Source organism: Mycobacterium sp. E2238 (assembly GCF_001672665.1).
GTDB lineage: Bacteria > Actinomycetota > Actinomycetes > Mycobacteriales > Mycobacteriaceae > Mycobacterium.
Genome location: NZ_LZKF01000170.1, coordinates 16,459 through 42,214 on the forward strand (window position 1 = coordinate 16,459; position 25,756 = coordinate 42,214).

Below are 25,756 nucleotides of genomic sequence, written 5' to 3' on the forward strand. Positions count from 1 at the left end.
CCCAACGCCTAGCCCAATGAAATCTCCCACTAGACGAACTCGCGTTGTCGAGAGAGGCTAACTCAAGGCGCCCGCCCACCGGAGGAGCTGAATATGCATGTGCTACGAACCCCGGACTCCCGATTCGAAAACCTGGAGGGCTATCCGTTCGTAGCGAACTACCTCGACGTGGCGGCGAGCGACACCCAGCCGCTACGGATGCACTTCCTCGATGAGGGCCCGGCCGACGGACCGCCGATCGTGCTGCTGCACGGGGAACCCACGTGGAGTTACCTCTACCGGACGATGATCCAGCCGCTGGCCGACGCAGGAAACCGCGTGCTCGCGCCCGACCTGATCGGTTTTGGTCGCTCCGACAAGCCCAGCCGGATGGAGGACTACACGTACCAGCGCCACGTCGAATGGGTGACCGCCTGGTTCGAGCGCCTGAACCTCAAGGACGTGACGCTGTTCGTCCAGGATTGGGGATCGCTGATCGGGCTGCGCATCGCCGCCGAGCACGGGGATCGCTTCGCTCGACTCGTGGTGGCGAACGGTTTCCTGCCCACCGCGGATCGCCCCACGCCGCCCGCCTTCCACGTCTGGCGGGCTTTCGCGCGCTACTCCCCCGTGCTGCCCGCCGGCCGCATCGTCTCCGTGGGGACCGTCCGCCGCGTTTCCGCCCGGGTGCGGGCCGGGTACGACGCGCCGTTTCCCGACAAGACATATCAGGCGGGGGCCCGCGCCTTCCCGCAACTGGTGCCGACATCACCGGACGATCCGGCGATCCCGGCGAATAGGGCCGCCTGGAAAGCGCTGGGCCAATGGGACAAGCCCTTCCTCGCCATCTTCGGGGCCCGGGACCCCATCCTCGGCCAAGCGGACCGGCCCTTGATCAAGCACATTCCCGGCGCCGCGGGCCAGCCGCACGCCCGCATCCGCGCCAGTCACTTCATTCAAGAAGACTCCGGACCCGAACTGGCCGAACGCATTCTGTCCTGGCAGCAGGCGCTGCGCTGACAGCGTCGGCGTCAAACCCGGCTTTTCTCAACAACTCTCGGCAGACGGCCGGTATGGCGTGGTGGTGAGTGTCGATCCGCAACATCGCCGCTCCCCTGTCGATCAGTGGTCTGGGATGCCCGCCCCTGACAGAGCCGGAACTGCGTCCTCGTCGTGTAGCAGCGACGCGGCGCCCGTCTTGAACTGGGTGAGCTTGTCGATGATCGTCTGTCCTTCTGGAGTGTGGCCCCAGATGCTGATGCCCTGGTGTGTGGTGGGTTCCCAGGTGGCCTCGTCGACGACGACCGGATTCCAACCAACTTCCCATTCGAACCCCGACGGCGTGACGGCGTAGAAGGACAGCTCCTTGTCGTTGGTGTGCTGGCCCACCCCGAGCGCCATCCGGAAGCCCAGTTGCTTGACCCGCTGGTAGGCGGCGGTCATGTCGTCGAGTTCGGCGACCTGGACGTTGACGTGCTGGACCCGGGTGCGGATAGGGTTCAGCCGCAGTCGGTTGACCGAAGCGATCGCCACGGTGTGGTGCCGCTCGTTGAACCGCAGGAAGCGAATCTTGAATCTGAGGCCGCTGATCGTCTCGTCGATGTAGTCGGACAACCGCGCGTCCAACACCGCGTCGTAGTAGCCCCGAAGCTGATGAGGCTTTGTGGTGGCGACCGCAACGTGCCCCAAACCTGCTGCGCCCGTGACGAACCCGCCACCCGCCACCATGCGCAACGGCGCCGCGCCGGGACGTGCGCGGGTGAAGACCTCCTGGGTCAGGCCGTTCGGTCCCCGAAACCGGACGAGCCGCTCCACGCCGCGCAGCGCCGCCTCCTCCTCGGTGCCCTCCGTCACGGGCACACCATGCTGGGTCACCCGCGCGAGCACGGTGTCGAAGGCGTCGTGGTCGTCCAGCTGCCAACCGACCGCGGTGACGTCCTCCGCGGGGCCGCGTTGCAGCAAGAACCGGCACTCGTTCTCGTCGAGGCGGAACCGCATGGCATCGTCGGTCGTCGCGTCGTCACAGTGCATGCCGATGGCGTCACGGCCGAATCGTCGCCAATCGCCGAACCTCTGCGTCTCGATCACCACGTAACCGAGGTGGACCCGGCCGAAAACCGACGGGCTCATCGCTCGTTCTCCAGGAAATCGATGACCAGCCGGTTGAACAGTTCGGCGCGTTCCCATTGCATCCAGTGCCCGGTGTGCGAGGTCATCACCAGGCCCGCGTTCGGCAGCGCGTTGAACAGCAGGGGGCCGCCCGACGGGCGGTTCACCTTGTCGTCGCGGCCCCATAGGACGAGCGTCGGTGTCGTCAGGCTGCGCAGCCGGCCGTCTCGGGTGAGGTCCATCCGCCACAGGGTGCGCAGCGCCGTCGGGCCGGAGGGGCGGCGCAGCGGCGGGTCCGCGACCACCTCCGGATCGATCGACGCGCGGTAGCGCAGGTCGATCAAGTCGTCGGGCACCTCGGCACCGTCGTAGACCAGATAGGTGCGGATGAACTCTGCGAGCTTCTCGCGGCTCGGGCCGTCGCCGCCGTAGTAGGACAGCAGGCTCCGCAATCCGGGTGTGGGCAGGCCCCTCGTGGTGCCGATCCCGCCCGGCCCCATCAGCACCAGCTTTCCGACGCGGTGCGGGGTGTCCAGGGCCAGCCGCAGGGCCGCCGCGCCGCCATACGAGTTACCGACGAGATGGGCGGTATCGATGCCGAGCTCGTCGAGCAGGCCGCGCATCATGTCGGCCAGGTAACCGAACGGATCGTCGTGGTCGACGCCCTTCACCGACCTGCCGTAGCCGGGCATGTCGGGAACGATAAGCCGGAAATGCGTTGCGAGGGCATCGATATTGCGCGAATAGTTCGACACTCCCGACGCACCGGGGCCACCGCCGTGCAGCATGACAACGGCCGGTCCGTTTCCCGTCTCGGAGACGAAGATGGGTTTCCCGGCGACGCTGACGGTCCGCTCGTCCAACTGCCTGGTGATCATGCGGTGACTCCGATCGGGGTGGCCGGGACGGGTGGCGTCAGGTCGGTGAAGCCTCTCGGCGGTGCCGGCAGCGAACGGCCCTCGCCGGCGGCGGCGAAGACGAATCCGTCGGGGCGCAGCACCACCGCCACCGCCTTCTTGCTGCGAAGCCACCGGGTCAGCGTGCCGTCGTCGTCGCGGATCGCACCGGCCTGCGGCGCGCCGGCCTTGATGGCCAGAACGCGAGCGCCCAGCCGCGCCCACCGATCGGCACCCGGCGGCGCCGCACCGAGATGCAGGACCGCCCAGCCCCCGCCGAGAACGTCGTCCGCCCGCAACGTCCTACCGGTGGCGTCGGTGACCCAGGGTTGCGGCAGCTGCCAACCGACCGCGGCGTGCGCCTCGGACGTGAAACACCCGTCGGGGTAGTGCGCGGGCGGAATCCAAATCAGGCTCTGCCCCGCTTTGAGCACGCCGGGGAGCCGGATCAGCGCGCGCAGTAAGTGGTTTCTCAGGAATGCCAACGACTTTCGGCGCTCGGTGATGAGACGTCCGTTGCGTACCGCCCGACGGGTGACCTCGGTGACGTGGGGTTTGCGCTCGGCCTGGTAGCTGTCGAGCAGTGCGTCGGGCGCGTGCCCGCGCGCCACCGCGGCTAGCTTCCAGCACAGGTTGGCCACGTCGCGCACGCCCGCCGACATGCCCTGGCCGATCCAGGGCGGCATGGCATGCGCCGCGTCACCGGCCAGGAAGACCCGCCCGACGCGCCAGCGGTCCGCGACGCGCACGTGGTGGCTGTAGATGACGGCACGCAGGATCTTCACCTGTTCTTCGGTGATGCCCTGCTCGTGCAGGACCTCCCACACGGCCTCATGGGTGACGAGTCGCTTCTCGTCCTCTCCGGCTCGGGCCGGGTACTCCCAGCGGTGATGCCCCAGCGGAGTCGGGCAGTCGACCGTCGGACGAGCGGGGTTGCAGTGAAAGCGCAACCGGTCGTGACCGTCCCACTCGCGGATCACCTTGGTGTCGATGACAACCCAGCGTTCGGCGTAGGTGCGTCCTTCGTATCCGACTCCGAGTTGGCCGCGGGTCGGCGACGCTCCGCCGTCCGCGGCGATCACATATGAGGCCTTCACGCGTTTGAAGGTGTCGGTGCGCAGGTCGGCGAGCATCAGTTCGGCCGTCGAGTCGCCATTGACCACGCGCAGGCATTCGTGTTCGAGCAATACCTCGACGTTGGGGTACCGGGCGACGCCCTCCCGGAGCACGTGATCGACCGCGGGCTGGTACAGGAACTGTTGCGGCGGGTGCCCGCAGCCCCGGGATGTCATGGTGGTCTCGACGAACGGCACCCCGTCGGCGTCGACCCACGCCAGCGGCCGGTCGGGCAGCATGTCCCGTTGCAGCCGGTCCGCCAAGCCGACGGACTGCCAGATCCGCATCACCTCCTCGTCGGTCGAGATCGCCCGCGCCCGCCCGTACACGTCGGGGTCGCGCTCGATGACGACGACGTTAAGCCCCATGCCACCAAGGAGATTCGCGGCGGTGGCGCCAGTGGGCCCATAGCCGATCACCGCTACGTCATAGGTCGGGTGCTCGTTCATTGCCCTCTCGCCTTCGTGTCGGGCTTGTTATGTAGTGATCGCTACGGTAATGTAGCGATCACTACAGAGTCAAGGACCTCCAGCGAGGAGTTTCAGTGGCCGCTAACGACAAGCCGCAAAAGTCGAACAGGCGCCGCCGCGTCGACGGCGAAGCGTCCAGAAACCGCATCCTGGACGCAGCCACCGAGATCGCCAGCGAACGCGGCTACGAGGGCACCAGCATCGGCCTGGTCAGCGCCAAGTGCGGCCTGCCGGCCAGTTCCATCTACTGGCACTTCAAAGACAAGGATGATCTGATCGCCGCGGTCATCGAACGCAGCTTCGCGCACTGGCTTTCGGCATGGCAGATGCCCGCCGAGGGGACCGCGCGCGAGCGCTTGGTTGCGGTGGCGATGCAGATCGCCAAGGCGCTGCTGGACTCACCCGATTTTCTGCGACTCGGCTTGATGCTCGCCCTGGAGCGACGGCCCGTCGAACCGCGCGCCCGGGCCATGTTCCTGGAGGTCCGCGACCGGGCCTTCGAGACGCTGACGCCCGCCATCCGCGATCTCGCGCCCGGGTTGACCGATGCACAGGTCGGCCAGTTGGTCACCTACGGGATCGCCGGGGCCGATGGCCTGTTCGTCGCCAAGGAGATCGGCGGGGATTCCGTCGACCTGCCGGCGCTCTTCGAGTTGCACGCGGCCGCCCTGCACGACGGCGCCCTCCGCATGGCCGCCGAGAACACCAAGTGACCCCCGTCGAGCAATGGCCGGTGGCCATCATCGGATCGGGCAACATCGGCACCGACCTCATGCTCAAGATCCTGGGTGCCGACGGCCCGCTCACCGTGGCCGCCATGGTGGGAGTCGACCGTGACTCGGACGGGCTGGCCCGGGCGCGGCGAATGGGCGTGCCGGTCACCGCCGAAGGCGTCGACGGGTTGCTGGGCATGCCGGACTTTGCCCGCATGAAGCTCGCCTTCGACGCCACCTCCGCCGACGCGCACCGCGCCAACTGGGCGGCGTTGCGAGACAGCGGGATACGAATGCTCGACCTCACGCCCGCGTCGGTCGGCCCGATGTGCGTGCCCGTGGTCAACCTTGACGACCACCTCGACACACCCAACCTCAACATGGTGACCTGCGGCGGGCAGGCAACGGTGCCGATCGTTGCCGCCGTCGCCAGGACGGGAATCGTCTCCTACGCCGAGATCGTCTCGTCGATCTCGGCGAAGTCCGCGGGCCCGGGCACCCGGGCCAACATCGACGAATTCATCGAAACCACCTCCGCCGCAGTACAAGTCGTCGGTGGTGCGCAGCGCGGCAAGGCCGTCATCATCGTCAACCCCGCCGAACCCCCGGTGCCCATGCGCAACACCGTGTACTGCCTCGTCGACGGGGACGTCGACCACCGCTCGATCGAGAACCAAATCCTCGACATGGTCGCCCGGGTCGCCGCGTACGTGCCCGGCTATCGGCTGAAGCAAGACGTGCAATTCGAGGTGTTCGGCCATGACGATCCGCTCTGCATACCTGAAACCGGCAAGTTCACCGGCACCCGTGTCACGGTGATGCTCGAGGTGGCCGGCGCCGGCGACTACCTGCCCGCCTACGCCGGGAACCTCGACATCATGACCTCCGCCGCCAAGGCCACCGCCGAGCGCCTGGCTCTGCATGCCATGCGGCCCGCCCAAACTGCCGGTGCCACAACATGACCCAACGCATCTATGTCAGCGACGTGACCCTGCGCGACGGCATGCACGCGGTGCGCCACCAGTACAGCATCGAGCAGGCCACGATCATCGCCCGGGCACTCGACGAAGCGGGGGTTGACTCGATCGAAGTCGCTCACGGTGACGGGTTGTCGGGTTCGAGCTGCGTGTACGGGTTCGGGGCGCACACGGACGACGAATGGATCGAGGCCGTCGCCGCCGCCGTCGATAACGCGAAGATCGCGACGCTGCTCCTGCCGGGTGTGGGCACCCTGCGCGACCTCAGGGACGCGCAGCGCGCCGGCGCAACCGTCGTGCGTGTCGGCACCCACTGCACCGAAGCCGACATCGCCGCCCCTTATCTCGCCGCCGCCCGCGCCCTGGGCATGGACGCCGTCGGCTTCCTGATGATGAGCCATATGACCAGTCCCGCCGGCCTGGCCGCCCAGGCCAAGCTGATGGAGGGATACGGCGCCACCTGCGTCTATGTCGTGGATTCGGGCGGCGCGATGACGATGCGCGATGTCGGTCACCGAGTCTGCGCCCTGCGCCAAACCCTTTTGCCCACAACCGAGATCGGCATCCATGCCCACCACAACCTGGCGCTGGGCGTCGCCAACTCGATCACCGCCGTCGAGCACGGCGCTTACCGCGTCGACGCCTCCCTGGCGGGCATGGGAGCGGGTGCCGGGAACGCGCCGCTGGAGGTCTTCATCGCCGCGGCCTCCCGCCTTGGCTGGAGCCATGGCTGCGATCTCCATCTTTTGCAGGACGCGGCCGACGACCTCGTCCGGCCCTTGCAAGACCGGCCCGTGCGGGTCGACCGCGAGACGTTGACCCTCGGCTACGCGGGCGTGTACTCCAGCTTTCTGCGGCACGCGGAGGCGGCCGCCACCCGGTTCAACATCGACGCCCGCACGCTGCTCGAAGAGGCCGGGCGGCGCGGGATGGTGGGCGGCCAGGAGGACATGCTCGTCGACATCGCCCTCGACCTCACCGGCGCTGATGGGCCTCAGCGCGTGACGGCCAGTACGGCTTCCGCCAGCTCGGGCCGGCAGACCACCAAATCCGGCAACTTCGGGTCTGATCGGTTGTAGGCCAGGGCTGACCCGTCGATCCGCGAGGTATGCAGACCGGCGGCTCGGGCCACGGCAACTGGGGCGGCCGAATCCCACTCGAATTGGCCGCCGGCATGCACGTAGACATCCGACAACCCCTGGATGAGCGAAGCCACCTTGGCGCCGGCGGAACCCATTTCGACCAGCACCCCGTCCAGCGCGTCGCGGACGGTCAGGGCGATGGCAGGCGGCCGGGTGCGCGACACCACGATGCGCGGCTTGCCGGGCACCGAGGGAGGCGACTCGACCTCGGGGGTAGCGAGGGTGATGCCCTGCGCCGGCAGCGCTACCGCGCCGGCAACCAGCTCGCCGGCCTCCCACAGCGCGACGTGCACGGCCCAGTCGTCGCGCCCGAGCTCGGAGAATTCCCGCGTCCCGTCGAGCGGATCCACGATCCACACGCGCTCGGAGCGCAACCGGACCGGATTGTCGATACCCTCTTCGGACAGCACGGCGTCCTCGGGCCGCTCGTCGGCGAGAGCCGCCATCAGGTAGTCATGGGATCGCTTGTCCCCCGCGGCTTTCCGCTCGCTCGCTTCCGCGCCGGCGAACTCTTCCCGGACCGAGAGCAACAGCCGGCCCGCCTCGGTGGCCAACCGTGCGGCCAGTTCGTGGTCGTCCGTCAGTTGCAGGGCCATCACAATCCTTAAGTTGGTAGCGTTGACCAACTTTACCCTGCCAAGACAACGCTGACGGGCCCCACCCCGGGTGGGAGGTTTCGGCCGTAATCTGGTGATGTGAGCGGGGGCAACGTTCCTTTATTGAGCCGGTTGCGACGCGTTCCACGGGGGCGTCTGATCGTGGTCGGCATCGTGTCGGTGGTCGCGCTGGGCGGCGTCCTCGCCTTCGTGGGGGCGAAGCTGGCCGAGGACGACCACGGCGCCGGGCCACCCAGCGCCCAGCCGCCACCACCGCAGAGCTTTGCCATCCCGGGTTGTTACAACCTGTCCGTCCCGCCGGTCGAGCGCCCGAAGCGGCTCAACGTGCTGGGCTGCGCAAGCGTAGCCGTTGCGCTGCAAGACATGTCGTGGAGCTCGTGGGGGCCGCAGGGCGCCGACGGGACCGGCACGGCCGTGTTCAAGGTCTGCGACCCGAATTGCGCAGCGGGGTATCAACTGACCGAACCGGTCGTCGTACACGCGTGGAATCCGCAACCGCCGCGGCGCGAGGCCATCTGCCAGGTCGGCTTGAACATCTTCGCCGACATGATCCTGGCCTTCCCCAAGGGCGTCCCGCCACCGAATGTGCAGAAGATGAACGCCCAATACAACGGGCAGCCGGCGGTGCACTTCGCCAACTACTCGAGCGGCGACACGCGCGGCACCCAATTCATCGGCTACACGTACTGCAACTAGCCGCTAGACGTAATGGCGGCGACCCGCCGCGCTCGCGATCGCCGCTAGACCTCGATCACCACGGCGCCGCCCTGGCCGCCGCCCGCGCACATGGCCGCGACGCCGATGCCGCCGCCCCGGCGGGCCAGCTCATAGGCCAGCGTGGTGACCATGCGCGCACCCGATGCCGCGATCGGGTGGCCGAGGCTGCAGCCGCTGCCGGAAAAGTTGACCTTCTCCTCGTCGATGCCGTACTGCCGGCACGCCGCGATCGGCACGGAAGCGAATGCCTCGTTGATCTCCCACAGCGCCACGTCGTTGACGGACAGACCGGCCCGCTGCAGCACCTTGCCGATGACCTTGACGGCCCCCAGGCCCGTGTCCCTGGGTGCGACACCCGCGGCCGCCCACGCCCGTACCGTGCCCATCACGTTCAGGTTCTCGGCGGCGGCGTAGTCACGGTCGACGAGCGCCACCGCCGCGGCGGCGTCATTGGTGCCGCTGCTGTTGCCCGCCGTGATCGAGAATCCCTCGATCTCGGGGTGCAGCACCTTGAGCCCGGCGAGCTTCTCGACGGTGGTGTCCCGGCGGGGATGCTCGTCGACGGAGAACTCGGTCACCGAACCGTCGAACTGCGTGATCTTCAGCGGGACGATCTCGTCGAGGAACTTGCCGGCGTCCATGGCCGCGATGGCGCGCTGATGGGACCGCGCGGCCCAGGCGTCCATCTCTTCACGAGTGATGCCAACCGCCTGTGCGGTATTCCAGCCGACCGTGATCGACATGTCCTTAGCTGGCGCATCGGGGGTCTCGACATGGGTCGGCGGCATCCAGCGCTCCTCGAACTTCAGCTCGGGGCCGGGGATGCGCCAGTTCGTCAGCGGCGTCATCGACAACGACTGCACCCCGCCGGCGATGAGCACGCGTTCCATCCCGGAGCCGATCTGGGCCGCGGCGTTGCCGATGGCGGTCAGGCTGCCCGCGCAGTGCCGATTCACCGACTGACCGGGAATGTCCTCCATACCGGTCGCGGTGGCCGCATACCGCGCCAGATCACCACCGCCATAATGTGATTCGGCGAAGATGATGTCGTCGATCGCGGAGGGGTCAACGCCGGATCTGCGCACCACCTCGGGAAGCACCGCGGTGATCAGCGTCTCGGGCGGTGTGTTGACGAGCGTGCCCTTGAAGGAGCGGCCGATCGCCGTCCGAACGGCTCCGACGATGACGGGTGTAGCCATGTTTTCAACCTCGACGGGTCTGGCTGCGATGGGCAGCGCGGATGTCAGCAGATAACGCGAATCGTAACAAATACCGTATGGCCAATAGTAAACGGCCTAAGTTCACCGGGCGCGGGAGGACGACGAGAGCCGACCGGTCGATGTTCTGACACAGGACACAATGGGCCCATGACAACCAGATCAGCCGCCGAGCGTGACACCACCCAGCTGGCCGCGTACCGCGTCGCTGCGATGCTCCTCGGCGTGGGGACGCTTCACTTCCTAGCGCCCAAACCGTTCGACACCATCGTTCCCGCCGAGCTGCCCGGAAACCCGCGGTTCTACACCTACGCGTCCGGTGTGGCCGAGGTGGGCGTCGGGGCGGCGTTACTGCCGCGACGCACCCGGCGATTGGCCGCGCTCGCGGCGGCCGTGTTGTTCATCGGTGTGTTCCCGGCCAACGTCAACATGTGCCGGTTGTGGTGGAACAAGCCCTGGCCGATGCGGATCGCCGCCCTGGCGCGGCTACCCCTGCAGATCCCGATGATCACCACCGCGCTCAAGATCAGCCGTAACAGCTGACTTTCACGGTGGTCACGCGTGCCACAGCCGTCCCCAGCCCGAGGGATGCTCGAAGTGCCCGGCTCTCAGCGACACTGTGCGCGTGTCGCGGCTCCACGTTCCGTCGCCCGCTGTTGTCGCTCGGAGGCGGGCAATTTGTGCGGCTCCCGGCGCGGGGACTGGTGTGGCCCCTGTGACCGATGCGGCCGACGTGATCAGACCAACCACGTTGTGCCGCAAGCGCAGTCACGCCACGGCATCGACTGAACGCCCGAGGAACGCCATCAGCCGGGCCGTCGGCGTCGCATCCGCCGGTGCGGCCTGGGCCGGACCGAAGCCACCCGGCCGCCGCAACATCTGCTCCGGCACCGACTCCACCAGCGCGCGGCTCAGCGTCAGCAGGTCCTCGGGCAGCTCGATCAGCCGCCCTTGTGAGCGATGGATGTCCCAGGCGTGCATGGCCAAGTCCGAGACGGGATAGGTCAGCGCACGATGCAACGAAACCTCGCCTTCCGGCGATGTCCGCATCCCGTCGAAGTCGGTGCCTGGCAGCGCGTCCCGTAGTCGCGTCGCCAGCTCACGAAGCCGCGCCGCCGGCTTGTCGCACATCCATTCCGACGGCTGTGAGGGGCCTCCCCAGATCTCGCCGTTCTCCACGAGCGTCACGACTTTCGCTGCGCTGCCGGTGGCGTGACCAACCAGCTCGCGCAGGCTCCAGCCCTCGAGGTTGGATGGCTGGTCCCAGCCGTCCGGTGAAATGCGGTCGACGGCCTCGATGAGGAGATCGAGCGCCTCGGTAGCCATCCCGCCGATCGTGGATGTCGTGTCGTCCATTGCGTGTATCTCCTTGCCAGAAGACAGCTTCGAATCACTGCGCGGCCGCGGTCCGTCCAACGTCTCAGCGCGATGCAGCCACACAAACTTGTTCTGTCCCGCGGCGCCTGCCAGGAAAGGCCGCACCAGGCGTGGGTAGGCCCTTATCGCTTCCGCACGCGGGATCAATTCGGGCCTTTCGAGCGCATACTGGCCGCCGTTCCATGTCAACCGGCACTTACCGGCGTCCAGCACATTCTCCAACCAGTCGACATGGGGGTACGCCGCCGCCAGCACGAAGCCATCTCCGAGCGGATAGGCGCTCAACGGCGTCACATACGTTCGGCCGCTGCGCCGGCCGACGTGCCGCAGTGCGCTCAGGTTGAAGTACAACATTCCCAGTCGGGTTCCGGCGACGGTGCGTAGATAGGGATTCCCGCGCTTGGTCAGTTGGCGCGTCCAGTCGCTGACACGTTGGATTCGCATCAGCATTCCCCAGCCGAGCAAGAGCAGATAGAGGACTGCGAAGACAGCTGCCGCGATGGCGGGCAGCACCACGAGCACACGCCACAGTCGCCGGCTGGTCATGCGGCAGCCTCCTAATGTCCTAGCAGGAAAAATTTCCGCTACCGTCGGCCGCGTACCGTCCAGAAGTCTAGGCTCGCAGCGCCGGTTACACAGGAGGTCCGCGTGGGCAAGACAGATATCGCAGCGCTTCTCGCGGTCGCCGCCGCCCTGATGGTTGGTATCGGAGACGTCATCCAGCAGCGATCCGCCCAGCAGGTCACCGATAAGCCGGTCGGCACCCTTGCGCTGTTCCGCCGGCTGCTTCGCGATCGCCAATGGTGGACCGGCAGCCTGGTGGCCGGCGCGGGGTTCGGCTTTCAGGCCGCCGCTCTGGGACTGGGTTCGGTGGTGCTCGTGCAGGCAATTTTGGTGACGTCGTTGCTGTTCGCGTTGCTCATCAGCGCTCGGGTGAACCACCGGAGAATCAGTGTGCTCCAAGGGATTTGGGCCGTATTACTGGCGGCCGCGGTGGCGGTGGTGGTAACCGTCGGCGACCCGCAGGAGGGAACGCCGCGCGGGTCGGTGCAGACGTGGACCATCGTGGCGTTGGTCATGGGTCCGGCCCTGATCCTGTGTGTCATCGGCGCGCGCATATTTCCGGGCGCGGTCGGCGCGTTGTTGCTGGGCCTCATGTCCGGCTCGCTGTGGGGATTGTTCTCGGTGTTGACCAAGGGCGTTGTCGACCAACTCGACCACGGCATCCCGGCGTTACTGCGCTTACCCGAGCTGTACGTGTGGGTGGTGGTGGCGATCGCGGCCACGGCCTGGGAACAATCGGCCTTTCGGGCCGGCCCGCTCACCGCATCGCTTCCGGCGGTCACCGTCGCCGAGCCCGTCGTCGGATCGGTGCTCGGTGTCACCGTGCTGGGCGAGACGCTGCGAACCAACGACGTCGGCCTGGTGGCACTGGGCCTGTCGGTCGCGGTGATGGCGGCGGCCACGGTGGCCCTGGCCCACAGCCAGGCCACCGGCGCCCCGCCAGCCGACGAAAAGCCCGCGGTATCAGCCTGATCCGATGCGCGAGCCGACTCGGTGCGCCGTACCGTCCGGATCGACGTAGGCGAATTCGCGCAGACCGTAGTCCGTGTCCTGCGGTGGGATCAGGCGGCCGCCGAGATCTTTCAGTGCCGCCCACTCCGCGTAGAGGGCGTCGGCGTCACTGACGTAGAAGTACACGCTGGCGGCCGTGCGCAGTGGGTCGTGCTCGTCCCATTCGGTGAGGTGAATCGACACCGATCCGCGGTCAGCGAACCCATAGCGAGCAGGACCTTCGTATGCGCGCGCGTCGAAGCCGAGTCGTCGATAGCGATCCAGGGCGGCGTCCAGATTCAGGACCGGGACGATCGGCGCTACCGATGTGAAGTTGACTGCGGACACGCATCGAACATATCCCTTGACTCCGAATGTCCTCGCGGCGGAAGGCTGTCGTCGTACGCTTCGTCCACCAATAAGTTGTCAATATGCGACGCGCCGGGGGTGCGCGAAATGCTTGAGCGGGGGCTCAGGCAGGAAGGGCCCTCGACATGCGCCAGCTGAAAACCGCGGTCGCCGTTGCCGCTGCCGGAATCCTGCTCTCCGGTTGCGGCCACAGTGGTGGCGGCACCGCCTCGCCATCCACCACGGCCACCACGGCTTCGCCGAAAGGCCCACTGACGAAAGATCAGCTGGCCAACCTGATGCTCAGCCCGAACGAGCTGGACACCGCGCTCGGCGTCACGGGTACGTATAGCGACCCGCCGAAAACCGCTCTGGCGGAAGACCCCGTCAAGCGCAGCGATTACACAGTTCCCGCCGAATGCAACTACGCCATCCGCGCGGCCCTGGCAGCCGTTTATGCCGACAGCGGGAACAGCGCGGTTTACGGCTATCACGACGTCGCGCCCGCACCGGCAGGTGCGACCGAGATGGAAAGGCCGGACGTAGACCAGTTCGTGGTGTTGTTTCCTTCGCCGGATCAGGCGACAGCCTTTTACACCGCTTCGTCTCAGCGCTGGCCGGCCTGCGCCGACCGTCAGGACACCGTTCCCGCCGAAGGCGGCCAACCCGAATTGCAGTGGAAGGTGGGGCAGGTCTCCAACGCCAACGGAGTTCTCAGCGCTCCCGTGACGGTGACCATCAACGGAAGCAGCGGGAACGTGACCATGCCCTGCCAGCGGGCACTGACGGTGCGCAGCAACGTCGTCATCGACGTCGACGCTTGTCGCAGGGACGTCGGAGATCTCGGTGTCCAAATCGCCAACCAGATCGCGGCGAAGATCGACAAGCAATAGGCGAAGCACCGGTCTGCGCGCCGGCCGAACGCCTTTGGTCGCCGCCCGTTCACCTGCCTGCAGTAGCTAGTGTTCACGCCCCCGGCGTACGATCTTGCGGCCGGTCAGCGACGACACTTGCGCCACCACCGATCCTGGCGGTAAGCCGTAGCTGCACACGATGTCGCGACCCGGTTTCGTGCAGCCTGCTCGAAGGGTCGGTCGCGGAGTGTCGAGGAGGAACGAATGAGCGGATCGGAGAGGGCGGCCGAACGCAGCGGGGAGCGACCGGTGATTCACCTGTCGCAGTTGCTGCGCGCGCCGGTGATCGCCCGCGCCGGGGAAACCGTCGGCCGGGTCGAGGACGTGATCGTCCGGCTGCGGGGCGCCGACGAGTATCCACTGGTGACCGGGATCGTTGCGGGGGTCGGCGGTCGGCGCGTGTTCATCGGCGACAAGTCCATCGATGAATACACCGCGGACCGAGTCCTGTTGACCAAGAACAAGGTTGACCTTCGCGGCTTCGAGCGCCGCAACGGCGAGGTGCTGTTGCGCGCCGACGTGTTGGGCCACCGGTTGATCGACGTGGCCAACGTGGAGCTGATTCGCGCCTACGACGTGGAGCTGGAAGATATCGGCGGCGCATGGATGCTGACGCGCGTGGACACTCGACGGCCACCGCGGCTGTTCGGGCTGATCAAGCCGTCCGGTGGGCACGCGGCCCGCGATTGGAAGGCGTTCGAACCGCTGATCGGCGACGCTCGCTCCGACGCCGTGCGGCGCCTGTCGGATCGGTTCGGTGAGTTCAAAGCCGCCGAGATCGCCGATCTTCTGGAGGAGGCGGACAAGGCCGAGGGCGGCGAGATCCTCGACCGGGTGCGCAGCGACCCCGAACTGGAAGCCGACGTGTTCGAAGAACTGGAGCCGGAGAAGGCCAGCCGACTCCTCGACGGCATGCCCGACAACGAGGTTGCCGCGCTGCTGGGCCGGATGCGGGCCGACGACGCGGCCGACGCGATCGCCGACCTGCGCCAGTCGCGACGCCGCCGCGTGCTGGACCTGATGCCGGGCCCGCAGCGCACCAAGGTCATCACCTTGATGGGCTTCAATCCCGAAAGCGCCGGCGGCCTGATGAACGTCGACTTCGTATCGTGCGCCGCGACCACGACGGCGGCCGAGGCGTTGGAGCTGATCGCGACCGCCAGCACCATACAGCCGGAGGCGCTCATCAAGGTGCATGTTCTCGACGCGGACGGACGACTCGACGGGGTGGTCTCGGTGATCACGCTGTTGCAGGCCCAGCCCGGTGAAACCCTTGAGCGGCTGATGGATTCGGACCCGGTGCGGGTCACCGCCGATGCGGACCTGACTGATGTCGCGCTGTTGATGGCCGACTTCAACCTGTACTCCATCCCGGTGGTGGACGAACAGGACCGTGTGCTCGGGGTGGTCACCGTCGACGATGTGCTCGAGGCGACCATCCCCGAAGACTGGCGTCGGCGCGAGCCGGCGCCGCGCCCCATCCGCGAGCTCGCCCCCTCCGATGCCCCCAACGCGCGCGTGCCGGGAGGTAACACGCCGTGACGGCCGGTCGCGAAGAGACGGCACCGAGCGCGGTGCTCGACACCGCGCACCTGGGTGATATCGAGGGCGCGTTCGGACGGATCAGCGTCGGCGAAACCGAGCACGCACGCACCTGGAAGACACGGTTGCTGACCCTGCTGGCGATCGTCGGTCCGGGGATCATCGTGATGGTCGGCGACAACGACGCCGGCGGCGTAGCCACCTACGCCCAGGCCGGGCAGAACTACGGCTACTCCCTGCTGTGGGTGCTGCTGCTGTTGATACCCGTGCTGATCGTCAACCAGGAAATGGTGGTCCGGCTCGGGGCGGTCACGGGCGTCGGACACGCGCGGTTGATCAACGAGCGCTTCGGCCGCGGCTGGGGTTGGTTCTCGGTGGGCGACCTGTTCTTGCTGAACTTCTTGACGATCGTCACCGAGTTCATCGGCATCAGCCTGGCCGCCCAGTACATCGGTGTCTCCAAATACGTGGTGGTGCCGGTCTCCGCGGTGGCGCTGGTCGCGATCATGGCGAGCGGAAGCTTCCGGCGCTGGGAGCGCGCCATGTTCGTCTTCATCGCCGTCACCCTGCTGCAGATCCCGATGCTGCTGATGTCCCACCCGCAGTGGGGCGAGGCAGCGAAATCCTTCGTGATACCCCGCATTTCGGGTGGCGTGAGCTCGGACGCGGTGCTGCTCATCATCGCCATCGTCGGCACCACCGTGGCGCCCTGGCAGCTGTTTTTCCAGCAGTCCAACGTCGTCGACAAGCGCATCACCCCGCGCTTCATCGGCTACGAACGCGCCGATACCGTGCTGGGCGCCTTCGTCGTCGTCATCGGTGCGGCGGCGCTGGTGATGACCGGCGAATGGGCGGCACGTTCCACGAACACCATCGGTGGTTTCACCGATGCCGGTGCCACAGCACACCTACTCGGGGAACATCGGGGGACGCTCGGCTGGATCTTTGCGATCGTGCTGATGGACGCCTCGATCATCGGCGCCGCCGCGGTGACCCTGGCCACCAGTTACGCCTTCGGTGACGTGTTCGGCCTGAAGCACTCGCTGCACCGCGGATTCGCCGATGCCAAGCAGTTTTACCTCTCCTACACCGCCATGGTGGTGTTGGCCGCCGCCATCGTCCTCATACCGGGCGCTCCGCTCGGCCTGATCACCACCGCCGTTCAGGCCCTCGCCGGGCTACTGCTGCCCAGTGCCAGCGTCTTTCTGCTGCTGCTGTGCAATGATCGGGAAGTGTTGGGACCGTGGGTCAATCGCCCCTGGCTCAACGGGGTCGCCGGGTTGATTGTGGGCACGCTGCTTTTGCTGTCCGGAATCCTGATGGCCACCACCCTGTTCCCCAAACTCGATGTCGTCGCGGTCGCCGGCTATCTAACCCTGGTCCTGATCGTCCTCGCGGCGGCGGCCGTGCCGGCGTTGCGCTGGATGGCTCGCCGGCAACCCGCAGCGCCCCCGGCGCCACTTCCGGCACGGGGAGTGGATCGCAACACCTGGCGCATGCCACCGTTGGCCCTGCTGGAGCCGGTCACCTGGTCACCGGGCACCCGTCTGGGCATGATCGCGCTGCGCGGTTATCTGATCCTCGGCGCATTGCTATTGGTGGTCAAAGCAATACAGCTCAGTCACTGACGGCTTGCCGAATTCGGCGGGCCACCTCGCCGTACCGCTCGAAACGCTCGGGATCGCCCACGGCGTTGTAAAGCACGAGCCGCGTGGCCTTACCGGCATATTTCTCCCTCAGCGCGTCGGCCAGCCCGTCCCACGTCGACTCGGTGGCAAAGACCGCGATGTGGTCGTCGCTGACCTGGGCCGCCATGCCAGCGATGTCCCCGGCCTTCTGCTTTTCCCGAATCCGGGCGGTCGTGCCCTCGAACCCGGCCTGGTCCCAGATGAACGCGTAATTCGGTGTGCTGCCGTAGAAGGCCATGCTGGCCCGCACCAGTTCGCGTTGCTTGTGGAGCTCCTCGTCGCCGTCGCCGACGATGGTCATCACCGGAACGATCACCGCGAGGTCCGACGGCGAGCGTCCCGCCTTGGCCGCCCCGTCGGCGATGTTCGGCAGCACGTGACGGGCGATGTAGCCCGGCTCGCCGAGTGGGTGCACGTGCACCCCGTCGGCCACTTCGCCCGCCATCCGCAGCATCCACGGATTGACCGCTGCGATATCGACTTTCGGATCGGGCGCCTCGATGGGACCCGGGCTCCATTGCGGGGTGATGAAGTCGAGGTCATAGAAGTCGCCGTGGTGCTCGAGCGTCCCGGATCGAAACGCCGCGAAGCACGCCTTGACGGCGAACAAGTAGTCGCGCAGCCGGGGGCCGGGCCGCTCGAACGCCACGCCGTAGCGCCGGACGACGTGCGTGCGCACCTGGGTGCCCAGGCCCAGCCGGAAGTTTCCGCCGGTCGCTTCCTGAAGCTCCCACGCCGTGGCCGCCGTGACGAAGGGGCTGCGCGGGAAGGCCACCGCTACGCCCGTGGACAGCTCGAGACCCGGAGCGGCCTGCGACGCCACGGCGGCGTTGAGGTAGGCCGTGCGCCCCGTCTCGGTGAACAGCAAGCCGGAGAATCCGCCGGATTGCGTTCGCCGGGCCAGGTCGCCGATCTGGTGTAGCGGCTGCGGGACCGTCATCGCGTCGACGTGCATTCCTCGGAGCCTACGTGGGGCCGGGCGCTGGTTGGGCCGCGGGACAACCGCGCCGGCGATATTCGCCTCTTGCTGGGCGGCCGGTTCACAGTGTTAGCTCTGTAGGCAACAGCAACCACCGCCGTTTCGCTAATAGGAGGCTTTCGAACATGCTTCGTGGATTGGTCATCGCTGGAGCAATCGCAGTGGGAATTGCCCTGGCTCCCCCGGCCCTGGCCACCCCGCCGACGACGACAACCACGACAACGACTTCACCGACGACGGGCGGCAGCGTTTACTACCCGAACTGCAAAGCGGCGTGCGCCGCCGGCGCCGCCCCGATCTACGCGGGACAGCCGGGATACCGGGCGCCGCTCGATCGTGACGGCGACGGCATCGCGTGCGAAGTCTGCCACTGAGGCTGCGGCGCTCGATGTCCGTGTCCACGGTGCGGTGGCTCGCCGTCATCGCGGTGGCCTGTGCCGGTCTCATGGCGTGCGGGTCGCAGCACGCCGCACCGCCCAACGCGTCCAGTTCGAGCGCGACGAAGTCGTCGGCGCCTCCGAGTTCGAGCGCACCGAGCTCAGTCGGCTCTCCCGCGACCACCAGCACGCCGGCGTGCGTCGGTTTATCGATATGCTCGCCACCGCCTCCGGATGCCGAGGGGAATCCGGCGTGTTACTACGCCGACGGGTGGCGCGCCGATTCCTCAGGCGCCGGGATCGAGGTGTGGTACTTCCGTGACCCGAAGGACCCGTCCCAGCCGGCCAAGATCACTGCGTTGGTGCGGAAGAAGGATGGCACCACCGAATCCCAGGACGCCGACATCGCCGCCGATCAACAAGTGCATCGGTTCGGATTCACGAGCGTGGCGGCGTCCGCGGTGCAAGAGGTCTTGCTCAGCAGCGTCGGCGGCCGCTGCTTCGTCATCGGGCCCGGCTGACGCCCGCGTGCTCAGCGCTTCGGGGGACGGTGGCTTACCGGAGCGGTAAAGCCTTGGGTGTCGTCGAAGTGAGCCCACTGCCCGTCATCGTTGACCTCCATGCGCCAGCCCAGCTCGGTGCTGCCGCCAATGGAACGAATGAACCAGGCGTGCGCGGACTCCGCGTCGGCGAAATCCTTCGTCGCGACAACCCGCCCACGTGGGTCGACGACGCGAAACTCAGCCATGGGACGTGATTATCCCTGCCAGCGGCTTTTCAATCGAGCTAATCGGCCATTTGCCGACAAAGCCGACGGCGAACAGTGTTCCCGGAGATCTGGCAAATCCCCGACTACACGGTGCGGGTCAAGCGGTCGGCGAGCAACTCGGCGAACCTGGCCGGATCGTCGAGCGCGCCGCCCTCGGCGAGAAGCGCTGTGCCATAGAGCAATTCGGCAGTCTCGGCAACCTCGGCCAGTGCGGCATCTCCGTCGGCCTTCTTCTGCGCCTCGCGGAGGCCGGTGACCAGTGGATGGTTGGGGTTCAGTTCGAGGATTCGCTTGCCGACGGGGATGTCCTGACCGGACGCACGGTAGAGGCGGGCGAGGGCAGGCGTGATGCCGAAAGCGTCGGTGATCAGGCAGGCCGGCGAGTCCGTCAGACGGCTGGAAAGCCGTACCTCCTTGACGTGTTCGCTCAACGTCTCCTTCATCCAGGTCAGCAGCTCGGCGAATTCCTTCTGCTGCTCCTCGCGCTCGGCCTCGCTCTCCTCGCCTTCGGAGCTGAGGTCCACCTCGCCCTTGGCGACCGACTGCAGCGGCTTGCCGTCGAACTCGGTCACGGTCCCCACCCAGACTTCGTCGACCGGGTCAGTGAGCAGTAGGACCTCGTAACCCTTGGCCTTGAAGGCCTCGAGGTGCGGCGACTTCAGGATCTGTTGCCGCGTCTCACCCGTAGCGAAGAAAATCTGCTCCTGGCCGTCCTTCATGCGCTCCACGTACTCGGCGAGGGTGGTGGCCTCCTCCTCGCTGTGCGTCGAGGCGAATGAGCATATCTGCAGCAGGGTCTCCCGGTTGTCGAAGTCCGACAGCAGCCCCTCTTTGACGACTCTGCCGAATTGAGTCCAGAAGGTCCGGTAGTCGTCCGGTCGCTCGGACTGCAGTTCTTTGATGGTGGAGAGAACCTTCTTGGTGAGGCGCCGACGAATCGCCTTGATCTGCCGATCTTGCTGCAGGATTTCGCGTGACACGTTGAGCGACATGTCCTGTGCGTCGACGACGCCCTTGACGAAGCGCAGGTATTCGGGCATGAGCTGGTCGCAGTCACCCATGATGAACACCCGCTTGACATACAGCTGAATCCCGGTCTGGGCGTCGCGGTTGAACAGGTCGAACGGCGCGTGGGACGGGATGAAGAGCAGGGCCTGGTATTCGAAGGTGCCCTCGGCCTTCATCGCGATGATTTCGAGCGGGTCATCCCAGGCGTGCGCGATGTGCTTGTAGAACTCCTTGTATTCCTCCTCGGAGACCTCTTCCTTCGGCCGCGCCCAGAGGGCCTTCATCGAGTTGAGGGTCTCGGTGTCGATGACGACCTCTTCACGGGTCTCTTCGGAGTCTTCCTCCACAGGAACCTGGATCCGTCGCTCGACCTCCATGCGGATCGGCCAGGCGATGAAGTCGGAGTATTTCTTGACCAGGCTGCGGATCTTCCATTCCGAGGTGTAGTCGTGCAGCTCGTCCTCGGCGTCTTCGGGCTTGAGGTGCAGCGTGACCGACGTCCCCTGCGGGGCGTTTTCGACGGCTTCGATGGTGTAGGTGCCCTCGCCGCTCGACTCCCACCGGGTGGCTTCGCTTTCGCCGGCCTTGCGGGTGAGCAGCTCAACCTTGTCGGCGACCATGAAGCTCGAGTAGAACCCGATGCCAAATTGACCGATCAGTTCCTCGGAGGCCGCCTCGTTCTGGGCCTCCTTCAATTGCTGACGCAGCTCGGCGGTGCCGGACTTCGCCAGGGTGCCGATCAGCCCCACCACCTCGTCGCGGGTCATGCCGATCCCGTTGTCACGGATGGTCAGGGTGCGTGCGTCCTTGTCCACCTCGACCTCGATGTGCAGGTCGGAGGTGTCGACGTCGAGGTCTTTGTTCCGGAAGGCTTCCAGCCGCAGCTTGTCCAGTGCGTCGGAGGCGTTCGAGATCAGCTCCCGCAGAAACGAATCCTTGTTGGAGTAGACCGAGTGGACCATCAGGTCCAGCAACTGGCGGGCCTCCGCCTGAAACTCCAACTGCTCGACACGCGCGTTCATCGACATTCCCTACATTTCTCCCAGGACATGACGTTTCAAATTTACCGAGCTTCGAGACGCAAGTGTCCGGGGGTTCGCCCGTAGCGATCACGTCGGGCCTACGCTGAGCAGATGTCTGTTGCCCAGCGCGAACGAGCCGCCCTTGTCGACACCCTGCGCGGCGTCGGACCCGATGCACCCACCCTCTGCGAGGGGTGGAAGACGCGCGACCTCGCCGCCCACCTGGTGATCCGCGAATACCGCCCCGACGCCGCTCCGGGCATCGTCATCCCGTTCTTCGCCCCGCACACCGAGAAGGTGCAGGACCAGACCGCCGAAACCGAGTGGAGCGAGCTGGTGGACAAAATCGCATCCGGCCCGCCGGTGTACTCACCGTTCAAGCTGCTCGACGCGGTGGCCAACGTCGCCGAGATGTTCATCCACCACGAGGATGTGCGTCGCGCCCAGCAAGGCTGGGCCCCCCGCGAGCTGGAGCCTGCCCTGGCCGCCAGGCTGCGACGCACCCTGCCGCTGATGGCCCGGGTCACGCTCGCCAAGGTGCCGGGCCGGGTCGCGTTGCGCACCCCCGAGGGCAAGACACTGCTCACGGCGGGACGCGGTCCGGCGGTCACCGTGACCGGTGCGCCAGAGGAGCTACTGCTGTTCGCGGTCGGGCGCTCCGCGCGAGTCGAGTTCGACGGCGACGCATCGGCGGTTCAGTCCGTCCGGGATGCGCCCAAGGGCCTGTAGTCGTTTGATCCAAACGCTTCTCGGAGCTGCTTTTTGATCACCTTGCCGAACTGATTGCGCGGCAGCGCATCAACGACGACCAGGCGCTCGGGATGTTTGTAGCGGCTCAGCCCGCGCGAATGACAATGCCGCACCAGTGATTCCAGCGACAGGTCCTCGGCCGAAGCCGGCACCACCACCGCGCATACGCGCTCACCGGTGCGCGGGTCGGGGATCCCGATGACGGCGACATCGGTGACCGCGGGATGGGTGGCCAGCACATTCTCGACTTCGAGGGCCGACACGTTCTCCGCGTTGCGGATGATCGCATCCTTGATGCGGCCGGTCACGCGGACGTTGCCGTCCAGGTCGACCAGCCCGAGATCGCCGGTGCGGAGCCAGCCGTCCTCGTCGAACGCGTCGGCGTCGAGCGTCGCGTCCGCGTACCCGAGAAAGCACTGGGGTCCCTTGAGCCGCAGCTCACCTTCCTGCCCGGCGGGCAGTTCGGCCTCGTCGCCACCGACCACCCGGACGCTGACGCCCGCTGTTGGCCTGCCGACGGTGTGGTCGAGCGACTCGGGTGCGTCGGTGAGCGAGGGTGAGGCCGCGACGGGGAATTCGGTGAGTCCCCAGGCATTGGCGATGCCGGGCAGGCCGAAGGCCTCGCGAATTTGGCGGCCCAGCTCGGCCGTGATGGGCGCGCCGCCGGCCAGGCAGCCGCGAAGGAAGGGGAACAGCGGCTGATCACCATGGGCTCGTTGGGCATCGAGGAAACCGACGAAGAACGGGGTTGCCGTGCCGAGAAAAGTCGGGTTGTGCGCCGCGATGGAAAACGGTGTGGTCGCCGGGTCGAATACCTCAAACAGCGCCAGCCGCATGCCGGTTCGCAGCGCGGCGGCCAGCATCACCGCCCCGCCGATGTGCGCTACGGGAAAGGCGATGGGATCGACGTCGCTGCTGGTGATGCCGATCGCGCTGACCAGTCCGGTTGCGCCGGCGATCACCGATGCGTCGGTATGGCGGATCCCTTTGGGCGCCGCGGTGGTTCCCGACGAGTAATAGACCCAGCGCGCGTCGTGGGCGGCAACCGGCGGCGGCCCGAGCGCATCGGTGGCCGCACGGGGCAGTCGAAGCTTGCCGTCGTCCGGCGGCGTCGCCAAATCAACGGTGATGACTTCGAAACCTCGCGTCGCGGCCAGACTCCGCGCCAGCGCGCCGTGATCGAATCCTCGCCAAATATCAGGCACGACAAGGTATTCCGAGGACAGCTGCTCAGTGATGAAGCTGACCTCGTGCTCTCGCAGTATCGGGATGATGGGATTTTGCACCGCACCGATCCGGGCCAGTGCCGCCATGACGACCAGGGTCTCGAGCGTGGTCGGCAGTTGCCAGGACACGACGGTTCCCGCGCGTATCCCACGTTCGGTGAACGCCGCGGCGGTCGCGCACGCGGCATCATGGAACTCACGGGTGGTCAGGCTGCGCCCCTTGTCGTCGGCGAGCAGTGGCCGCGGCGGGGCCTGTGCCGCGTCGGCGATCAAGGCCCAGTAAGTGGCGTCGCTTGCGGTGCTCATTCGTTCGTCGGATTGACCTGAATCGGGCGGAATCCCGAGTGGGCTATCGCGACCGAAACGCCACTGCCAATGGGCCCCTTGCGGTCGACGAGCACGGCCGACCCGGTGGCCACGCCCTCGTGGCTGTAATGCGTCAGCGAGGCCATGCCGATGTGGGGCCCTTCGGGCAGCCGGCTCAACGTAAGCGTGTAGTCGGCGTTGATGAATTGCAGACCGTTCGTGCCCCAATTGGCAAGGGAGGCAGTGATATCGGCCGCCATCGCCGCACGGGTGAAGGCACTGAGGGGTTCGCCGTCGATGAGGCAGCGTGTCTCATACAGCCAGGTGTACTTCGGGCCGGAAGTGTCGGCCCATTCGGGGTCGGGGTTTTGCAGTTCCGCGCCCCAGCCGTAGGTGCGCATGAACAGCGACGGCTGAGCGCCGTCCTCGATTGGCAGCGGCGGCATCTGCAGGTTCGGGGACCACACGTGGCCTTCGGGCTGAGGACCGCGCCGCAGAAACAGCGCGCTCCCGCGGGCGACGGGGACACCTCGCTGGGAAAGGACCGCCTCGACGAGGCGCAGCCGCCGACGATCGTGGTGCACGGTGGTCCGCACCTCGATGGGTTCCAGCGCGGCCGGCGCGGGTAGGTCGACGGTCAGACGGGCGGGTTGCAGTTGCGGGTCGTCGACCGCGCGTTCGACGGCCCAGCCCAGCAGTCCGCCGACCACGTGCCCGCTGAGCGAGGGACCCCACCCACCGCGCGCGATCGGATTTGGTACGAAACGGGTTTCATCGCGCACGAAGTACGGCGTCTGCTCCGCTGAATCAACGTCATCCGGCACGAAATTCGTTTCGGTCAATGCGCGACGCTCCGCCCAGAGTTGGGATCCCCCGTGTGAGGATGGCAACAGTTGATATTACTGTTTGGGTTCCAGTCCCCCGCGGCCGACCTGGCCGCAGGCCAATTCCCTAGCCGAGCAAGCGTGTTGGCGCCCTTAGGCGATCGCCGCACCGACCAAGTGGCCGATTGCGTAGGTGATCGATAATGCGAGACCGCCTCCGATGACATTGCGGAGGACTGCCCGGCCCTTGGGCGCCCCGCCCAAACCGGCCGATACTGCGCCCGTGAGCACCAGCGCGGCGAGTACCGCGGCCACGGTGACCGGGATTCTCCACATCGCGGGCGGCGCCAAGATCGCGACCAACGGCAGGAGGGCACCGACTGCGAACGACAGCGCCGAGGATGACGCCGCCTGCCACGGGTTGGTCAGCTCCTCAGGATTGATACCGAGTTCGACTTCGGCGTGGGCAAGGAGCGGATTGTGGTCGGTAAGTTCCTCGGCCACGGTGCGCGCGGTGGCGGCGTTCAGGCCCTTGGCCTCATACAGGGCGGCAAGCTCGTCCAGCTCGGCGGCCGGATCGTCGCGCAGTTCCTGGCGCTCCTTGTGCAACAGCGCCTTCTCGGTGTCGCGCTGGGTGCTGACCGACACGTACTCGCCCAGGGCCATCGACACGGCCCCGGCAACAAGTCCGGCGGTGCCCGCGGTCAATACCGGAGCGCGTTCCACCGTCGCGGCAGCGACTCCCACCACGATGCCCGCAGTCGAGACGATTCCATCGTTGGCGCCCAAGACCCCGGCGCGCAGCCAATTCAATTTCGATGACACCGAACCCGAATGCGGTTCGGACGGATGCGGATGCGACGGACTCGGCACGGCCGCAACGATATACATCAAAGATCCGCTCGACTAGGAAACGTAGGCTTTCCAAAGCGGCTGGGCGGTCTCCCTGCCTCGTCTCGGCCTCGTCGGGTCGCCGTATCAGGCGCACGTCGATCCACGACACATAAACGTCGGCGACGACACGCCGTTGCGGGCCGCCGTGGTTTATGTTTCGCGGTTTCCCCGTGGGTGCCGTCCACCTTTCGCACGTCGGGGTGCCCCAGAAGTTTTGCTTGGGCC

At 66.9% G+C, this 25,756-nt stretch carries 26 protein-coding genes; 13 read left to right on the plus strand and 13 right to left on the minus strand.

Annotation, left to right across the window (positions count from 1 at the left end; all coding sequences use genetic code 11):
- Window positions 1-93 precede the first annotated feature (93 nt).
- Window positions 94-999, plus strand: a complete 906-nt coding sequence (locus tag A5711_RS15410; protein WP_067947928.1) for a haloalkane dehalogenase — start codon at window positions 94-96, stop codon at window positions 997-999.
- 102 nt (window positions 1,000-1,101) lie between these two features.
- On the opposite strand, the gene A5711_RS15415 is transcribed toward A5711_RS15410, so the two are convergent.
- From A5711_RS15415 to A5711_RS15425, 3 genes are read right to left on the minus strand one after another with little or no spacing between them, the layout of a single operon-like run.
- Complete coding sequence (locus A5711_RS15415) at window positions 1,102-2,109, minus strand: VOC family protein (RefSeq protein WP_067947930.1); 1,008 nt, start codon at window positions 2,107-2,109, stop codon at window positions 1,102-1,104.
- A complete protein-coding gene (locus tag A5711_RS15420) occupies window positions 2,106-2,966 on the minus strand; it encodes an alpha/beta fold hydrolase (protein WP_067947933.1) in 861 nt (286 codons plus the stop codon). Before A5711_RS15420 ends, A5711_RS15415 begins: the two co-directional genes overlap by 4 nt.
- On the minus strand, window positions 2,963-4,549 hold the full coding sequence (locus A5711_RS15425; RefSeq protein WP_067947935.1) for a bifunctional 3-(3-hydroxy-phenyl)propionate/3-hydroxycinnamic acid hydroxylase: 1,587 nt from the start codon (window positions 4,547-4,549) through the stop codon (window positions 2,963-2,965). Before A5711_RS15425 ends, A5711_RS15420 begins: the two co-directional genes overlap by 4 nt.
- Window positions 4,550-4,644: 95 nt before the next feature.
- On the opposite strand from A5711_RS15425, the gene A5711_RS15430 reads away from it, so the two are divergent.
- The 3 genes from A5711_RS15430 to dmpG are packed head-to-tail and all read left to right on the plus strand — an operon-like array spanning window position 4,645 to window position 7,339.
- Window positions 4,645-5,283, plus strand: a complete 639-nt coding sequence (locus tag A5711_RS15430) for a TetR/AcrR family transcriptional regulator (protein WP_067947937.1) — start codon at window positions 4,645-4,647, stop codon at window positions 5,281-5,283.
- 20 nt (window positions 5,284-5,303) lie between these two features.
- A complete protein-coding gene (locus tag A5711_RS15435) occupies window positions 5,304-6,245 on the plus strand; it encodes an acetaldehyde dehydrogenase (acetylating) (protein ID WP_067947988.1) in 942 nt (313 codons plus the stop codon).
- Window positions 6,242-7,339, plus strand: coding sequence for a 4-hydroxy-2-oxovalerate aldolase (gene dmpG / locus A5711_RS15440; protein WP_082975747.1), 1,098 nt, complete (start codon window positions 6,242-6,244; stop codon window positions 7,337-7,339). The genes A5711_RS15435 and dmpG overlap by 4 nt, the downstream gene beginning before the upstream one ends.
- Here the strand turns inward: dmpG and A5711_RS15445 are convergent.
- On the minus strand, window positions 7,255-7,998 hold the full coding sequence (locus A5711_RS15445) for a 3'(2'),5'-bisphosphate nucleotidase CysQ (RefSeq protein ID WP_067947939.1): 744 nt from the start codon (window positions 7,996-7,998) through the stop codon (window positions 7,255-7,257). The two genes, dmpG and A5711_RS15445, sit on opposite strands and share 85 nt — an antisense overlap.
- Window positions 7,999-8,160: 162 nt before the next feature.
- Between A5711_RS15445 and A5711_RS15450 the strand changes: the two genes are divergently transcribed.
- Complete coding sequence (locus A5711_RS15450; RefSeq protein WP_197500894.1) at window positions 8,161-8,715, plus strand: hypothetical protein; 555 nt, start codon at window positions 8,161-8,163, stop codon at window positions 8,713-8,715.
- Between the two features lie 44 nt (window positions 8,716-8,759).
- Here the strand turns inward: A5711_RS15450 and A5711_RS15455 are convergent, their stop codons facing one another.
- Window positions 8,760-9,935, minus strand: coding sequence for a thiolase family protein (locus tag A5711_RS15455; RefSeq protein ID WP_067947941.1), 1,176 nt, complete (start codon window positions 9,933-9,935; stop codon window positions 8,760-8,762).
- 168 nt (window positions 9,936-10,103) lie between these two features.
- Between A5711_RS15455 and A5711_RS15460 the strand changes: the two genes are divergently transcribed.
- Window positions 10,104-10,496, plus strand: a complete 393-nt coding sequence (locus A5711_RS15460) for a hypothetical protein (RefSeq protein WP_067947943.1) — start codon at window positions 10,104-10,106, stop codon at window positions 10,494-10,496.
- A 225-nt stretch (window positions 10,497-10,721) separates the two neighbouring features.
- On the opposite strand, the gene A5711_RS27635 is transcribed toward A5711_RS15460, so the two are convergent.
- Window positions 10,722-11,852, minus strand: coding sequence for a TIGR03086 family metal-binding protein (locus A5711_RS27635; protein WP_231987487.1), 1,131 nt, complete (start codon window positions 11,850-11,852; stop codon window positions 10,722-10,724).
- A gap of 126 nt (window positions 11,853-11,978) precedes the next feature.
- Between A5711_RS27635 and A5711_RS15470 the strand changes: the two genes are divergently transcribed.
- A complete protein-coding gene (locus tag A5711_RS15470) occupies window positions 11,979-12,866 on the plus strand; it encodes a DMT family transporter (protein ID WP_067947945.1) in 888 nt (295 codons plus the stop codon).
- On the opposite strand, the gene A5711_RS15475 is transcribed toward A5711_RS15470, so the two are convergent.
- Complete coding sequence (locus tag A5711_RS15475; protein ID WP_067947947.1) at window positions 12,858-13,232, minus strand: VOC family protein; 375 nt, start codon at window positions 13,230-13,232, stop codon at window positions 12,858-12,860. The two genes, A5711_RS15470 and A5711_RS15475, sit on opposite strands and share 9 nt — an antisense overlap.
- Before the next feature lie 146 nt (window positions 13,233-13,378).
- Between A5711_RS15475 and A5711_RS15480 the strand changes: the two genes are divergently transcribed.
- From A5711_RS15480 to A5711_RS15490, 3 genes are all read left to right on the plus strand, one after another.
- Window positions 13,379-14,125: a sensor domain-containing protein gene (locus A5711_RS15480; RefSeq protein WP_067947948.1), complete on the plus strand. Its 747-nt coding sequence runs from the start codon at window positions 13,379-13,381 to the stop codon at window positions 14,123-14,125.
- A gap of 225 nt (window positions 14,126-14,350) precedes the next feature.
- A complete protein-coding gene (locus A5711_RS15485) occupies window positions 14,351-15,688 on the plus strand; it encodes a magnesium transporter MgtE N-terminal domain-containing protein (RefSeq protein ID WP_067947950.1) in 1,338 nt (445 codons plus the stop codon).
- A complete protein-coding gene (locus A5711_RS15490; RefSeq protein ID WP_067947951.1) occupies window positions 15,685-17,316 on the plus strand; it encodes an Nramp family divalent metal transporter in 1,632 nt (543 codons plus the stop codon). Before A5711_RS15485 ends, A5711_RS15490 begins: the two co-directional genes overlap by 4 nt.
- Here A5711_RS15490 and A5711_RS15495 read toward each other — a convergent pair.
- Window positions 17,306-18,331: a TIGR03617 family F420-dependent LLM class oxidoreductase gene (locus A5711_RS15495; RefSeq protein ID WP_067947953.1), complete on the minus strand. Its 1,026-nt coding sequence runs from the start codon at window positions 18,329-18,331 to the stop codon at window positions 17,306-17,308. The two genes, A5711_RS15490 and A5711_RS15495, sit on opposite strands and share 11 nt — an antisense overlap.
- A gap of 149 nt (window positions 18,332-18,480) precedes the next feature.
- Between A5711_RS15495 and A5711_RS28055 the strand changes: the two genes are divergently transcribed.
- The gene (locus tag A5711_RS28055) at window positions 18,481-18,729 is read left to right on the plus strand and encodes an excalibur calcium-binding domain-containing protein (protein ID WP_369806106.1); all 249 of its coding nucleotides are present in this window, start codon (window positions 18,481-18,483) and stop codon (window positions 18,727-18,729) included.
- A gap of 14 nt (window positions 18,730-18,743) precedes the next feature.
- Complete coding sequence (locus tag A5711_RS15505; RefSeq protein WP_231987488.1) at window positions 18,744-19,253, plus strand: hypothetical protein; 510 nt, start codon at window positions 18,744-18,746, stop codon at window positions 19,251-19,253.
- An 11-nt stretch (window positions 19,254-19,264) separates the two neighbouring features.
- On the opposite strand, the gene A5711_RS15510 is transcribed toward A5711_RS15505, so the two are convergent.
- Together A5711_RS15510 and htpG are read right to left on the minus strand one after the other, a co-directional pair.
- Entirely contained in the window at window positions 19,265-19,480 is a 216-nt protein-coding gene (locus A5711_RS15510) for a hypothetical protein (protein WP_067947957.1), read from the minus strand.
- Between the two features lie 104 nt (window positions 19,481-19,584).
- Window positions 19,585-21,531: a molecular chaperone HtpG gene (htpG, locus tag A5711_RS15515; RefSeq protein ID WP_067947995.1), complete on the minus strand. Its 1,947-nt coding sequence runs from the start codon at window positions 21,529-21,531 to the stop codon at window positions 19,585-19,587.
- A gap of 111 nt (window positions 21,532-21,642) precedes the next feature.
- Between htpG and A5711_RS15520 the strand changes: the two genes are divergently transcribed.
- Window positions 21,643-22,260: a TIGR03085 family metal-binding protein gene (locus A5711_RS15520; RefSeq protein ID WP_067947959.1), complete on the plus strand. Its 618-nt coding sequence runs from the start codon at window positions 21,643-21,645 to the stop codon at window positions 22,258-22,260.
- On the opposite strand, the gene A5711_RS15525 is transcribed toward A5711_RS15520, so the two are convergent.
- From A5711_RS15525 to A5711_RS15535, 3 genes are all read right to left on the minus strand, one after another.
- A complete protein-coding gene (locus tag A5711_RS15525; protein WP_067947961.1) occupies window positions 22,227-23,813 on the minus strand; it encodes a class I adenylate-forming enzyme family protein in 1,587 nt (528 codons plus the stop codon). The genes A5711_RS15520 and A5711_RS15525 overlap by 34 nt on opposite strands.
- The gene (locus A5711_RS15530) at window positions 23,810-24,655 is read right to left on the minus strand and encodes an acyl-CoA thioesterase domain-containing protein (protein ID WP_067947963.1); all 846 of its coding nucleotides are present in this window, start codon (window positions 24,653-24,655) and stop codon (window positions 23,810-23,812) included. Before A5711_RS15530 ends, A5711_RS15525 begins: the two co-directional genes overlap by 4 nt.
- Before the next feature lie 135 nt (window positions 24,656-24,790).
- Window positions 24,791-25,528 carry a VIT family protein gene (locus A5711_RS15535; RefSeq protein ID WP_067947965.1) on the minus strand — a complete coding sequence of 246 codons (738 nt, stop codon included), beginning with the start codon at window positions 25,526-25,528 and terminating at the stop codon, window positions 24,791-24,793.
- Between the last annotated feature and the right edge of the window lie 228 nt (window positions 25,529-25,756).

Bases quoted from the DNA above. Each gene is read 5' to 3' on its own strand.
- A5711_RS15410 (WP_067947928.1), top strand. From the start codon at position 94: ATGCATGTGCTACGAACCCCGGACTCCCGATTCGAAAACCTGGAGGGC.
- A5711_RS15415 (WP_067947930.1), bottom strand. From the start codon at position 2,109: ATGAGCCCGTCGGTTTTCGGCCGGGTCCACCTCGGTTACGTGGTGATC.
- A5711_RS15420 (WP_067947933.1), bottom strand. From the start codon at position 2,966: ATGATCACCAGGCAGTTGGACGAGCGGACCGTCAGCGTCGCCGGGAAA.
- A5711_RS15425 (WP_067947935.1), bottom strand. From the start codon at position 4,549: ATGAACGAGCACCCGACCTATGACGTAGCGGTGATCGGCTATGGGCCC.
- dmpG (WP_082975747.1), top strand. From the start codon at position 6,242: ATGACCCAACGCATCTATGTCAGCGACGTGACCCTGCGCGACGGCATG.
- A5711_RS15445 (WP_067947939.1), bottom strand. From the start codon at position 7,998: ATGGCCCTGCAACTGACGGACGACCACGAACTGGCCGCACGGTTGGCC.
- A5711_RS15455 (WP_067947941.1), bottom strand. From the start codon at position 9,935: ATGGCTACACCCGTCATCGTCGGAGCCGTTCGGACGGCGATCGGCCGC.
- A5711_RS15460 (WP_067947943.1), top strand. From the start codon at position 10,104: ATGACAACCAGATCAGCCGCCGAGCGTGACACCACCCAGCTGGCCGCG.
- A5711_RS15480 (WP_067947948.1), top strand. From the start codon at position 13,379: ATGCGCCAGCTGAAAACCGCGGTCGCCGTTGCCGCTGCCGGAATCCTG.
- A5711_RS15485 (WP_067947950.1), top strand. From the start codon at position 14,351: ATGAGCGGATCGGAGAGGGCGGCCGAACGCAGCGGGGAGCGACCGGTG.
- A5711_RS15495 (WP_067947953.1), bottom strand. From the start codon at position 18,331: ATGCACGTCGACGCGATGACGGTCCCGCAGCCGCTACACCAGATCGGC.
- A5711_RS28055 (WP_369806106.1), top strand. From the start codon at position 18,481: ATGCTTCGTGGATTGGTCATCGCTGGAGCAATCGCAGTGGGAATTGCC.
- A5711_RS15505 (WP_231987488.1), top strand. From the start codon at position 18,744: ATGTCCGTGTCCACGGTGCGGTGGCTCGCCGTCATCGCGGTGGCCTGT.
- A5711_RS15510 (WP_067947957.1), bottom strand. From the start codon at position 19,480: ATGGCTGAGTTTCGCGTCGTCGACCCACGTGGGCGGGTTGTCGCGACG.
- htpG (WP_067947995.1), bottom strand. From the start codon at position 21,531: ATGAACGCGCGTGTCGAGCAGTTGGAGTTTCAGGCGGAGGCCCGCCAG.
- A5711_RS15520 (WP_067947959.1), top strand. From the start codon at position 21,643: ATGTCTGTTGCCCAGCGCGAACGAGCCGCCCTTGTCGACACCCTGCGC.
- A5711_RS15525 (WP_067947961.1), bottom strand. From the start codon at position 23,813: ATGAGCACCGCAAGCGACGCCACTTACTGGGCCTTGATCGCCGACGCG.
- A5711_RS15535 (WP_067947965.1), bottom strand. From the start codon at position 25,528: ATGTATATCGTTGCGGCCGTGCCGAGTCCGTCGCATCCGCATCCGTCC.